Source organism: Neobacillus niacini, assembly GCF_030817595.1.
Classification (GTDB): domain Bacteria; phylum Bacillota; class Bacilli; order Bacillales; family Cytobacillaceae; genus Neobacillus; species Neobacillus niacini_G.
The window spans coordinates 1,855,486-1,867,997 of record NZ_JAUSZN010000001.1; the positions used below are offsets into that span (position 1 = coordinate 1,855,486).

Annotated in this window: 10 protein-coding genes; 1 reads left to right on the plus strand and 9 read right to left on the minus strand. The window is 37.1% G+C overall.

The window, feature by feature from the left end:
* Positions 1-67: 67 nt before the first annotated feature.
* The 8 genes from QFZ31_RS09295 to QFZ31_RS09330 all read right to left on the minus strand — a co-directional run bounded on the left by QFZ31_RS09295 (position 68) and on the right by QFZ31_RS09330 (position 9,655).
* Positions 68-952: a YitT family protein gene (locus QFZ31_RS09295; RefSeq protein WP_373459839.1), complete on the minus strand. Its 885-nt coding sequence runs from the start codon at positions 950-952 to the stop codon at positions 68-70.
* Positions 953-1,129: 177 nt separating this feature from the next.
* A complete protein-coding gene (locus QFZ31_RS09300; RefSeq protein WP_307302661.1) occupies positions 1,130-2,071 on the minus strand; it encodes a biotin-dependent carboxyltransferase family protein in 942 nt (313 codons plus the stop codon).
* Positions 2,068-2,835, minus strand: a complete 768-nt coding sequence (locus tag QFZ31_RS09305) for a LamB/YcsF family protein (RefSeq protein WP_307302663.1) — start codon at positions 2,833-2,835, stop codon at positions 2,068-2,070. The genes QFZ31_RS09300 and QFZ31_RS09305 overlap by 4 nt, the downstream gene beginning before the upstream one ends.
* On the minus strand, positions 2,832-3,566 hold the full coding sequence (gene pxpB, locus QFZ31_RS09310) for a 5-oxoprolinase subunit PxpB (protein WP_307302665.1): 735 nt from the start codon (positions 3,564-3,566) through the stop codon (positions 2,832-2,834). Before pxpB ends, QFZ31_RS09305 begins: the two co-directional genes overlap by 4 nt.
* 117 nt (positions 3,567-3,683) lie before the next feature.
* Complete coding sequence (locus QFZ31_RS09315; protein WP_307302667.1) at positions 3,684-4,223, minus strand: TVP38/TMEM64 family protein; 540 nt, start codon at positions 4,221-4,223, stop codon at positions 3,684-3,686.
* A gap of 543 nt (positions 4,224-4,766) precedes the next feature.
* Entirely contained in the window at positions 4,767-6,554 is a 1,788-nt protein-coding gene (gene pepF, locus QFZ31_RS09320; RefSeq protein ID WP_307302669.1) for an oligoendopeptidase F, read from the minus strand.
* A gap of 299 nt (positions 6,555-6,853) precedes the next feature.
* Entirely contained in the window at positions 6,854-8,800 is a 1,947-nt protein-coding gene (locus QFZ31_RS09325) for an LTA synthase family protein (RefSeq protein WP_307302670.1), read from the minus strand.
* A 228-nt stretch (positions 8,801-9,028) separates the two neighbouring features.
* Entirely contained in the window at positions 9,029-9,655 is a 627-nt protein-coding gene (locus QFZ31_RS09330; protein WP_307302672.1) for a LysE family transporter, read from the minus strand.
* A gap of 222 nt (positions 9,656-9,877) precedes the next feature.
* Here QFZ31_RS09330 and asnA point away from each other — a divergent pair, with 222 nt between their 5' ends.
* Positions 9,878-10,891, plus strand: a complete 1,014-nt coding sequence (asnA, locus tag QFZ31_RS09335) for an aspartate--ammonia ligase (RefSeq protein WP_307302674.1) — start codon at positions 9,878-9,880, stop codon at positions 10,889-10,891.
* An 81-nt stretch (positions 10,892-10,972) separates the two neighbouring features.
* On the opposite strand, the gene QFZ31_RS09340 is transcribed toward asnA, so the two are convergent.
* Positions 10,973-12,379, minus strand: coding sequence for an amino acid permease (locus tag QFZ31_RS09340; protein WP_307302676.1), 1,407 nt, complete (start codon positions 12,377-12,379; stop codon positions 10,973-10,975).
* Positions 12,380-12,512 lie beyond the last annotated feature (133 nt).

A 12,512-nucleotide genomic window follows, 5' to 3' on the forward strand; every position in this document is an offset into this window, starting at 1 on the left:
AAAACTATTGGAAGAGGACAAAAAAATCTCAGGAACTCCGCCCTGAGATTTTCTAAATCGTATGAAACTAATGGATATCCCTCTTCTTAAAACGCCCGCCACGAACTTCGGATATGTCTGCTATTGCCAAGAAGGCATTTGGATCAATTTCCTCAACAATCGTTGTCAGTTTCGATTCTTCTAGTCGAGTGATGATACTGAAAATGACCTTCTTATGGTCACCCGTATAGGCTCCCTCACCCTTAAGGTATGTTACACCACGGCCTAAACGAGCATTTACGGCATTTCCAATTTCTTCAGCTAAATCGCTGATAATCCAAACTGATTTGGACTCTTCCAAGCCTTCAACCACTGTATCTATGGCTTTTGCAGCAATTACGTAAGCCAATAAGGAGTACATCGCCCGATCAAAACTAAACACAAACCCTGCAGCACCTAAAATAAAGAGGTTGATAAACATAATAATTTGACCAACGGAAAATGGAACCTTTTTGGTTATTACGAGTGATAGAATTTCTGTCCCATCTAAAGCACCGCCAAAGCGAATAACAATTCCAACACCAATTCCTAATATCATACCTCCAAAAATGGTTGCGAGAAGAATATCATCGGTAAAGGCCGGTACTGGGTGAAATAATGTTGTAAACACAGATAAAACAATAATTCCATAAACAGTAGATATTGCAAAAGTTTTACCCATCTGCTTGTATCCTAAATAAACAAATGGCAGGTTTAAGAGGAATAGAAAGATACCGAGTTCGAGGCCGGTTAGATGAGATAACATAATCGATATACCTGTTACCCCGCCATCAATTACTTTGTTAGGAACTAAAAAGATCTCTAGACCGGTAGCCATTAAAATTGCTCCAAGAGTAATGGCTATCGCTCGAAAGATTTTTTTACTAAGAGGGAGTTTTCGATGTTGTACTATTCCGTTTACTTGATCTGTCACAAAATCACACCTTATAAAAAATTTATTAATAAAACCGAATTGGAGAATGAACTTCACTTCTAATTCTCTGACTAGGTTATTATTACCAACTTATGTAGCCTTCATGAATCAAATATTATTACTATAATTATACCATAAATCTATTAAAAAATGAATTCAAGTTCATATTAATAGATATTACCGTGTTAATCTGTATAAAGATTTAAGCATGTTTCTACTATCAATTAGAAGGTCTTGGGCAGTTTGCAGGGAAATCTCCTTGAATCTTACTTTGGTTCCCGGCTGTGCTTGAGCAAGTCGAGGAATATCTGCAGCAATCACTGTCCCTATTCTTGAATAACCTCCCGTTGTTTGGTGTTCAGTCATAAGTATGATAGGCTGCCCGCTTGCAGGGACTTGGATTCCACCTAGAGGAATGGCGTCAGATATAATATCTGCCGTACTGCTATGTTCAATTTTGGGACCCGTTAATTGATACCCCATTCGATTAGATTGAGAAGTAATGGAATATTCTTCATTTAGAAATGTTTTGAGTCCTGGAGTAGTAAATTTTCTAGTATGCGGACCAACGATAACTCTTACTGTTAGTTTGTTCGTATACTTTGGAATTAGCTGAGTTTGCAAAAATCTATTTCTTCTAGTAAAGGGATTTCCAAAAAGAATATCCCCTTCTTTTAAAGCTCTCCCTTCAAAACCTCCGAATTTTCCCGTTATACACGTTGATTTACTGTTAAGTACAAATGGAACATCAATACCACCTGCAATGCTTAAATACGTTCTTACGCCCTCTTTTAGCTCTCCAAACGAAAGGATTTGCCCTTTTTTGATTACAATGCTTTTCCAAAGAGGAACCTCCTGCCCATTTATTTTAGGTGTTAGATTCCCGCCGCAAATCGCAATAGAGACATCATGTAAAGCCATTAAGACTGGTCCAATAAACGGTGCTTCAAGTGCAGCCTCCCCTAAATCGTTACCAACTAATAAATTCCCCATCTGCAAAGAATAAGAATCCATGGCCCCTGAAGGGCTGACCCCAAATTCACGGAATCCATACCTTCCAAGGTCTTGTACAGTTGTTTGTAATCCGGATTTCATCACCTTAAAGATTGGGGTCCTCATCTTTCAGACCAGCTCTTTCTTATTGTTATATTTTCATTCGCTAAAGCATGTTTTAATTCTAAAATAAAGTCTAATGCAGCAGGTTCATCACCATGGATACACACTGTATCTGCGGTTATAGCCACTTCAGTTCCATCTGTCGCTGTAACTTTTTTTTCTTCTATCATTCGGATGACTCGCTGTGCAGCGAATTTCAGATCATGAATGATGCTGTTATTTTCATTCCTTGAAGTTAACGTTCCATCTGGCTGATAGGTCCGGTCAGCAAACACTTCCTGAACCGTTACTAAACCCTTTTCTTTTCCTGCATGAATTAATTCACTTCCCGCCAGTCCAAATAGGATTAAGCTAGAATCAAAATCTGCAACTGCCTGTGCAATAGCGTCTGCAATCAGTCGTGATTTAGCAGCCATATTATACATAGCTCCATGGGGTTTAACATGGACGAGTTTTACTCCTTCGGCAACAGCAAATGCATTCAATGCGCCGATTTGATAGAGTGTAAGATTGTAAATTTCTCTAGGGGCTACGTTCATTTCCCTCCGCCCAAACCCCAATATATCTGGTAATCCTGGATGTGCACCAATATTAACTTGATGTTTCTTGGCCATTTGTATGGTTTCCCTCATTACATTATGATCTCCCGCATGGTACCCACATGCAATATTCGCTGATGAAATATGCTTCAAAATCTCTTTATCATTACCAATTTTAAATACTCCATAACTTTCTCCAAGATCACAATTAAGGTCAATGTAATTCACGTTATTTGCTCTCCCTTCTTGTAAGTCATAACTTCATACTTTTTCAATTCAAACCGTTCTTTAATAGCAAGAAACTCTTCATATCCTACAGGAAAAAAGGTTATATAGTTTCCTGCGGACAATAGCGAAGGTTTGACATTCTCGATGTCAAATAGTGTTAATGGGGTGATTCCAATTATTCTCCACCCCGAAGGAACCTCGGCAGGATATATTCCTGTTTGGTCGCCGCCAATTCCCACCGAACCTGCCGCTACCTTCGCTCTGGGTTTTTCTAAACGAGGAGTTGAAATTATTTTATTTAAACCGCCGAGGTACGGAAAACCTGGTACAAAACCAATCATATGTACTAAATATTCTTTGTTCGAATGTAAACTAATAACTTCTTGTTCACTAATGTTATTATACGCTGCAACAAAAGGTAAATCAGGTCCAGTCTTTCCCCCATAATAAACCGGTATCCTGTAGACGATAGGGTTTTGCGGTATCGAGTTCACGGCTAATTCCATCAAGGAATAAACCATTTTTTCTAATTGGCTGTACCTTATTTTTAGTGGGTCATAAAAAATAGCCATAGAAGTATAAGTTGGAACACACTCGATAACCCCATCAATCTTAAGACGTCTAATATTTTGTGAAAAGTGATTGATTTGGTGATGAGTGCTCTCATTAATTTCATTACCAAATGAAATACTGATTGCTGAATCACCTATTGGTACAATTTCGATACTCAATTACCTCACCTATTTTCGAACTATCTGTTAAATTACTATCTACTTTATTGAATGTATTCGAATAAAGCAATAAAAAACTCTGGTCATCAAAAGACCAGAGCGACAGTGATTGTAAAGTTAATTTACTTGTTTCCTAGTTTTCTGTTTTTTCCTAATACGATAAAAGACAACCAATCCTACCAGGACTAGTGCAATCCCGAGGAGGATATTTTGTTCCATATTCCCTTCCATTAATCCAGCAGGGATCAATGATAACACAAAGAAAAATATGAGATTTCCAAACATGGTTCCAACCAAGAAATGCTTAAACTTAATGGAACTTAGGCCACTGAGAATATTTATTAAGCTTGTTGGTACGAATGGAATAATTCGGGCTTGGAAAACAAAGAGCAGCCCATTTTGCTCCATTTTTGATAAAAGTTCCGGATTTGTCTTTTTCTGTACCCAATCATTAAAAAAATATCGGCTTCCAAAAAACCAAATTCCAGCAGCTATAACACTTGTTACCCAACTCCAGAGTAGACCATTAAAAAACCCGAACAATGCGTAGTTTATTGTGATGATGATTATGAGAGGAATAATCGTAAATGAATTTTGAATCACCATAATGATGAAAGTAAAGAAGAATTTCGAAAACGTGGTATCTTTTAATGACATGATGATTGAATCCAAGTCCCCGATTCTAAGCAGCCTGAAGGTTTCGCTGTTATGAATCACCAAAAAAATGATCAATATTATCCCAATAAAGGAAATAATTTTTCTCCAAATATTAATCACCTATTTTCTTTTTTAGGTAATCTCGTATGAGTAAATATATTCCTATACCTATCATACCATGCAAAAATAATGGGTGATAAAAAAAGATGCCACAAATATCTGCGACATCTTTTTTATGATTCACGGCTGTGACTAGACTGTTGATTAGCGCTCCATTAAGGAATGCTGCTTGGAATAATCACCGCAGGGACAGGCGGTCTTTGCCTGTCCGAGGCGCTACGCTTTCCGCGGGCTCGCCCATGAGCCTCCTTACAGCTTCGCACCTGCAGGGTCTCACTCAGCTCGTTCTTCCCGCAGGACTTTGAATTTACTTCATCGAATAATCGCCGCACGAAGGAAATGCGATAGCATTTTCGAGGATCGAGCGCCTTCCGCGCCAATCAACAGGTTCTAAAATCACAGGTTCTATTTACACAACTATGATTATAGAACCGAAAATTCTTCTACCAGTTCACTAAACTTTTTCATGGCGTTTTCGATTGGCTCTGGTGTGGTTAAATCGACTCCTGTCTTCTTTAATAGCTCAAGAGGATAATCGCTGCTTCCGCTCCTTAAGAAGGTTAGATAGGATTGCAATGTTTCTGAATCACCATCCAGTATTCTTGTGGCAAGGTGGATCGCTGAAGCGAAACCAGTTGCGTACTTATAGACGTAAAATGGACGATAGAAATGAGGAATTCTCGACCAGCCAAATTTCACTTCTTCATAAAAAACCACTGCATCCCCATTATATTCTCTGAACAACGCTTCATAGGTTTGATTAAATACCTCAACATTTAATGGTATATCCTTCTCTGCAAGCTCATGAGTGATTTTCTCAAATTCTGCAAACATTACTTGTGTGAAGAAAGTACCCTTAAATTGATCAATAAAATGATTCAATAAATGTTTTCTTACCTCAAGGTTCTTTTCCGTATTTAACAAATAATTAATCAATAAAACTTCATTGACTGTAGAAGCTACTTCAGCAACAAAGATACTGTAACGAGCTGTAATTTGGGGTTGATGCTGCGAGCTCAATTTACTATGGACTCCATGCCCACACTCGTGTGCGAGGGTAAATAAACTGTCTAAATCGTCTTGATGATTTAGTAATATAAATGGGTGAACACCATAAATCCCCAAGTTATAGGCGCCAGACCGTTTGCCAGGAGTCTCTCGGACATCGATATAACGCGCGTCCTTGAATTCTTTTAGAATAGATACATACTCCTCCCCAAGTGGAGCTAATGCCTTTATCATGGTTTCATACGCTTCCTCATACGGAATTACCTGTTTCACACCCTGTACTAAAGGAACAGACATATCATACTGGCGCAGTTCATCTAGCTGCAGTTTTGCCTTCCGAATTTCAGAGTACCTGTGAAGAGGTGCGATATTATCTTTCGTCGCTTTAATAAGATTCTCATAAACTTCTTTAGGCACCAAATCGCCGAATAATCCTTTTTCTAATGCCGAAGGGTATTTTCTGATTCTAGCCATTGTTACGTTATTTTTTATTGCTGCAGACAGTGTACTCGCAATCGAATTTTTCAATTCAACATATGGTTTATAATAGGCTTTGTAAGCCTCTCTTCGCTTATCGCGGTCTTCATCCTCGATTAATTTCGAGTACATTCCTCTTGTCAGCTGAACCTTTTCACCGTTATGATCGGTAACATCACCGAACTTAATATCCGCATTATTAATCATTCCAAACGTTGTACTTGGAGCTGACAGAGCTTCCCCTAATTGAGATAATACTTCTTCCTGGTCTTTACTAAGGACATGCTTTTTATAGCGAAAGGATTCATATAAATCCTCCTCAAAGTACTTAAGGCCTTCTTCTTCTGCAATATAGCTGCTTAATGTTTCTTTATCTAACCCTAGTAAGAAAGGCATAAAAAAAGAGGTTGAAGCACTTACCTTCACACTTAATCCTTTTGCACGATTCAATAGTGATTGGGAACTTGCATCTCTTGTATCCTCATCTACTCTTAGCATGCTGTAGGCATATACATGATTAAAAGTATAGGATAATTCTTCTCTTTGTTTTAAGTATTGATATAGACTTTTACCGTCGGTTATTGCACCATCAAATTGCCTAAGCTTTTCCGCCATGTTTTCAACGAGCTGAAGATCGCTTTCCCATTTGGATAGATCAGAATAGATGTCCTCAAGGTTCCATTTTTCATTACTAGGTACATCTTGTCGGGAAGTATATGTAGTCATAATCGTCCTCCTATATTGGCTAGCTTTTATTAGTAAATATTCAGATACCTCTAGTTCTAGACCTTTCAAATCAAACAACTTACTAATGGTAAAAGCACCTTGTTAGGTGCTTTCTACTTTAACTTATTCATCCCTAATTTTCCAATTTAAGAACCTGTCCCTCATTTTCATTCGACATTCAAAGGAGCGTTTCCTTCTATATTTCTTGTATTAAAAAAATTCATATTTTGGACATAAATTAAAAAAAGGCTAAAAAAGGGCTGTTTAGGAATCACCTAAACAGCCCTGAAGGTTAAAGCTTATTCTTCACTATCTTCAGTTTTATTATAATTGTATTGTGTTCGGTCTATGGGTGTAAAGGTATCAGGAGTATAGAAACGTAATAAATCTCCATTTACGACTTTATCAGAAAGAGCAAGCTTATTCTCCACGATATTCTGAAGGTTCACTGCCTCTTCCATCCTTGTTTCATCAATTTCTATACCTGTTGTGGAGTCATAGTACTTACCACCTACTGCTGAAATGGTTGGACTCATAAAGCTGCCATCACGGAAAGGTACAAGATCATCATGCTGTTCAGATAATAGGTCCGTACCGAACTGAACATAATCTTTTGTATCAATTCCTAATAGGTGAAGAAGTGTAGGTAGGATGTCAATTTGTCCACCATATTCGTGGTTAACTCCACCCTCCATACCAGGTACACGGATAAAGAAAGGTACACGTTGTAAACCTGCACTATCAAAGTCGGTAATTTCTTTGCCTAGAACTTTTTCCATGGCCTTATTATGATTTTCAGAGATACCATAATGGTCACCATACATAACAATAATCGAATGATCATATAGACCAGATGCTTTTAAATAATCAAAGAATTGCTTTAAGGCCTCGTCCGCATAGCGTGCTGTTTGGAAGTAGGTATCTACAGATTTATCACCGGTAGTATGTGGTGCAATCGTTGCTTCTTCTTCAGCAAGCGGATAAGGATAGTGATTAGATACAGTAATAAACTTTGTATAAAAAGGCTGTGGTAATGATTCCAACATTGGAATAGATTCCTCAAAGAATGGTTTATCCATAAGACCATACTCTGCTAGGTCTTCTGGATTCATACTGTAGTATTTTTCATCAAAAAAGTTTTGATATCCAAAAGACTTATAAATTTCATCACGATTCCAAAAGCTTCCAGAATTCCCGTGGAATACTGCAGAAGAATAGCCTTGCTGACCTAAAATTGCAGGTGCAGCTTGGAACGTATTTAAACCTTTTGTTGTAAAAGCCGAACCTTGTGGTAAACCATATAATGAATTTTCTAGGATAAATTCCGCATCAGACGTTTTACCTTGAGCTGTTTGATGGAAGAAATTATCAAAATAAAGTGTGTTTTGATCCTTTGTTAAGGAATTTAAAAATGGTGTTACTTCCTCCCCATTCAATTTGTAATTAATAAGGAAGTTTTGCATCGATTCAAGGTGTAAATAAATCACGTTCATACCTTTTCCGGCACCAAAGTATGCAGGATTTGGCTCAGCATAGTTAGATTTTGTATAGTTAATGACTTCGGTCATATCGTCACTATTTGCCATAACTCTCTGTGCTGAAGCTTTTGTACTTTTAACTGCATCATAAATCGTGTAGTTGTACATTCCTAAATATTTGACGATATAGTTACGGTCAAATCCTCTTGTTAACAGTTGCGGACGATCACTTTCAGCTAGTCCAAGATTTCCACATGAAATCGCCAATGCTAATGAAAATACAGCAGCAACTTTTCTGCGATTCATATCTTTAAGTTCAATTTTCACAATTCTAAAAGCAAGTAAAACGACTAAAAGAATGATGTCTGTAAAGAATAAGAAATCATAAGGTCGTAAAAGTGTTACTACACTTCCGCTTACATCCCCAAAGTTTTGGGTCTGAGTTAAAGTTGGTAACGTAATAAAGTCATTAAAGAATCTGTAATAGACCACATTTGCGAATAAAAGAAAAGATAAAAAGAAGTCAATTACAAGTAATGCAATGTATTTCTTTCGTCCTTTAAATAATGAAGCTAATCCTAGAAACAGTAAAGATGATCCTAGCGGATTAACAAATAGCAATATTTTTTGTAATGTATTCTCGATTCCTAAATCAAATTGAGTTAATTGAGCTAAATATGTTTTCATCCAAAGAAAGAAAACAGCCAAAAAGAAAAAGCCAATATATTTATTGAAAATACCCTGACCTTTATGAGCTAAGTTATTCATTTTATTGCACCTACCTTTTAACAAAAATATCAGTTACGTTTTTATATAATCCATTAATCTATCATTTATAATAGCAGTTAAATATGAACAATATATGAACAAGAATATAAATAAAATAATCAACACAAATGAGTATTATACGCATTTTTTAATAAAAGTCAAGTTAGCCTTCAATTGCAAAAAAGACATGTAGTCCCACATGTCTTTGATAAGAAAGTTTCATTATTCCTAGAGTGCATTAAGCCCTTGATATCCAAAATACAGACCAAACACTATGAGGGAAGCACCTGAAATGAACGAGATCGCTATTAAACTTTTTACAGTCAGTAGTTTTCGGAATCCAGTAGTGAGTGCTGCTACGAACACATCCCATATGGTCAATCCAAGAAAAATCATACTGCTATATATTAAAAGAGATTCTGTACCAGTTGTTTGGGCGGTTTTCGCTAAGACTGATCCATATATTCCCAACCAAAATAAAACGGATAATGGACTTGTAATCGACATCATAAACCCTGTAAAGAAACACTTCATTAATGATTCTTTCTCTCTGCCATACGTTAGGGTGATTGTATTTGCATTTTTAATACTTTCGACTCCTGAGTATATCAATATAAATCCTCCAAATAACCAAAGAAATATTTGAATAATTGGAATCCCCAAAAATTGAACCATCCCTAGATAAACAAGCAGCATAAAAAATCCATCTGCCACCATTGATCCAGCACCAACCACCCACGCATGCCAAAAACCATTTTTTATCCCCTTATCTAATCGTGCAGAATTAACTGGACCTATTGGAGCTGCCAACGTAAACCCCAAAATGATATAACTCATTAAAATGCTGATACTCAAAAAAGACCACTCCACTCCGCCTTTATCTCAACTTGTACATTTTATGTAAATTTTTCAGACACATGTCCAAAAATTTCTAAATGTTTTAGGAAGTCCTTTTTAACTCATTAGGGTTTAGCTGATGGCAAACTGAGAAATAAATCATAATGTAAAAATAGTTCATTACCTAACAAGTAATCATCGAAAAAATAGACGAATTCTTACTCTGGAGGTATTTCAACTATGGGAAAACCGATTTTTATCCCAAAAGTATACAAATCAATCCTAGACGTTATCGAAACTGAAAAAGCGATTAAAATGATTAAAGACCATTTTGAAAGAGGATTAGCCGATACTTTAAACTTAACACGCATATCTGCCCCACTTATGTTAAGATCTGGGCACGGAATAAATGATGATCTAAATGGAGTAGAAAGAATGGTTACATTTGATGCAATAGATATCAGTAACTCACCTATTGAAATTGTTCAATCTTTGGCAAAGTGGAAAAGAGTTGCCTTAGCAAGGTATGGATTCACGATTGGTGAAGGAATTTATACAGATATGAACGCTATACGCAGGGATGAGGAGTTAGACAACTTGCATTCTATTTACGTTGATCAGTGGGATTGGGAGAAAGTTATCACAATGAAACAGCGGAATGTCAGAACACTAAAGAATGAAGTCCGCAAGATTTATCAGGCCCTGAAGAATACTGAAAGTTATTTATACAAATTATTTCCATCACTCGTGCCAATCCTCCCCGAAGAGATTTATTTTATTACTACTCAAGAGCTTGAGAACAGGTTTCCGGAATTAACACCGAAACAGCGCGAAGATAGGATTGCAAAAGAATTTGGAGCTGTTTTTATTATGCAAATTGGAGGGAGGTTAGATTCTGGTGAAAAACATGACGGGCGTTCTCCTGATTATGATGATTGGTCCCTAAATGGTGATATTCTTTTATGGTATCCTATATTAGAGAGAGCCGTAGAAATATCCTCAATGGGGATAAGAGTGGATGAAAAATCGCTGTTAAAACAATTAAAACTGGCAAATGCTGAACATCGAATGGCACTGGATTTTCATCAATCTGTCCTTAATAAGGAACTTCCGTTCACGATAGGCGGGGGAATTGGTCAGTCCCGATTGTGCATGTTTTTACTAAAGAAAGCACATATTGGTGAGGTCCAAGTTTCTGTATGGAATGACCACATTATTAAAGAATGTAGAAAAGGGAATATCACTCTTTTGTAGACTCCTCGTTATTTCAATGGAAATAAGCCGATCACCAGAATCGGCTATCTTCATTTTCCTTCCAGCAATCCAAGGGTGATTCTACTCCAATATCCCTTTTAAACCGGTTACCTTCCCCTTTTTCTTTTCGGATTTCATCCATTTTTTATTCATTATCATCGTCACAATTCCAATAATGGCCACAAGCATTAAACTTACAAAAAAGCCAAATCGAATGGTCTCTTCAAATATGGTCCCAGTGATGGCTGCTAATAATAGGAGTATACCAATAGAGGATAAAACTTTGTCCCCTCGTCTTATTTCCAGAATTTTTAGGGCAGAAATTATTATAAATGCCCAATTATACATCTGCAAAATTCCAGCTGCTGTGGTTATATATCCATAAATCTTCCCCGGGAGCAGCAGTGCAGTAATAATCGATCCCAATAAACCTAGAGTCGCCAGCGCTAAAGATGGTAAGGGAAGGTTCTTTAGATTTTTGATTTCTTTCCCAAATAGCTTGGGGGCGTCGCCGTCTTTTGCCAATGTTACAAGTAAATTGGTAACTGCAAATAAGGAAGCAGTCATCGTAGAAAACCCAGCAATGATGATTGACCCATTAAATACATGTGGAAAAAAGGCAAGGTTATATGCTGACATGGCTGTAACAAAAGGGCTTTCCTTTTGATTAATGGATTGATACGAAACCATGCTAATCGCCAGGATAATCGAAATAACATAAATAATCGTTAGAACAATCAGCATTACCTTTCCTGATTTAGGTGCGTCTTCTTTTTTCTTTAGCTGCATAGATAAGAGTCCGATGGTCTCAATTCCACCATAAGCATAAAACGCATATATAAGAGAAGACCAAAACGCTCGGTACCCTTCAGGAAAAATGGTATCGATCGTTGTTGGTATACCAGGTTGACCGGCCGTTTTACCATGAATCAATCCGATCAACGCGGCACAGGCAAGAATAATAAACATGAGGATTGCTGCAGTTTTGGTAATTGCCAGGATATTTTCCACCTTATTAAAACCATGACTGCCTAATAAAACGACAATAATAGCTAAAACAGCATAACCAGAAGCAAATATCCATAAGGGCACATTAGGGAACCAAAAACGGGAAAGAATCGATAAAGCAGTTAATTGACTTCCCATAATCAGAATTTTAGAACTCCAATAATTCCAGCCGCAGCTAAATCCTGCCCATCGTCCATACGCTTTTCCAGCATAATAACAAAACGAGCCTTCTTGCGGATCCTCTGAGGTCATCTTCGCTAGGAAATGAAACACAATATACGTCCCTATTGCTGCTAAAATAAACGAAAAGACCATCGACGGTCCTGTGATCTTAATTCCTATTCCTGATCCAAGGAAATACCCTGTTCCGATTGTACAGCCAATTCCAATCAGTGATAACTGCCACCATAATAACTGTCCCTTACTATCCCCTTTTGATGATTTATCGCCAACACCTGAGGTACAAGTGAAATAATCCATGTACACCCTCCTACTACTGTTAGTATCGTTGAAATATAAGATAAACATGTGCAATTTATTTGAGAAAGAAATAAAGTATAGGCGCATTAAATCCGAAGAAATGATAAAAAATTAATGAGAGGGTCTCGAATTG

Coding starts and splice junctions, on each gene's coding strand:
- QFZ31_RS09325 (WP_307302670.1), bottom strand. CDS start 8,800: ATGAATAACTTAGCTCATAAAGGTCAGGGTATTTTCAATAAATATATT.
- QFZ31_RS09315 (WP_307302667.1), bottom strand. CDS start 4,223: ATGTCATTAAAAGATACCACGTTTTCGAAATTCTTCTTTACTTTCATC.
- QFZ31_RS09340 (WP_307302676.1), bottom strand. CDS start 12,379: ATGGATTATTTCACTTGTACCTCAGGTGTTGGCGATAAATCATCAAAA.
- pepF (WP_307302669.1), bottom strand. CDS start 6,554: ATGACTACATATACTTCCCGACAAGATGTACCTAGTAATGAAAAATGG.
- asnA (WP_307302674.1), top strand. CDS start 9,878: ATGGGAAAACCGATTTTTATCCCAAAAGTATACAAATCAATCCTAGAC.
- QFZ31_RS09300 (WP_307302661.1), bottom strand. CDS start 2,071: ATGAGGACCCCAATCTTTAAGGTGATGAAATCCGGATTACAAACAACT.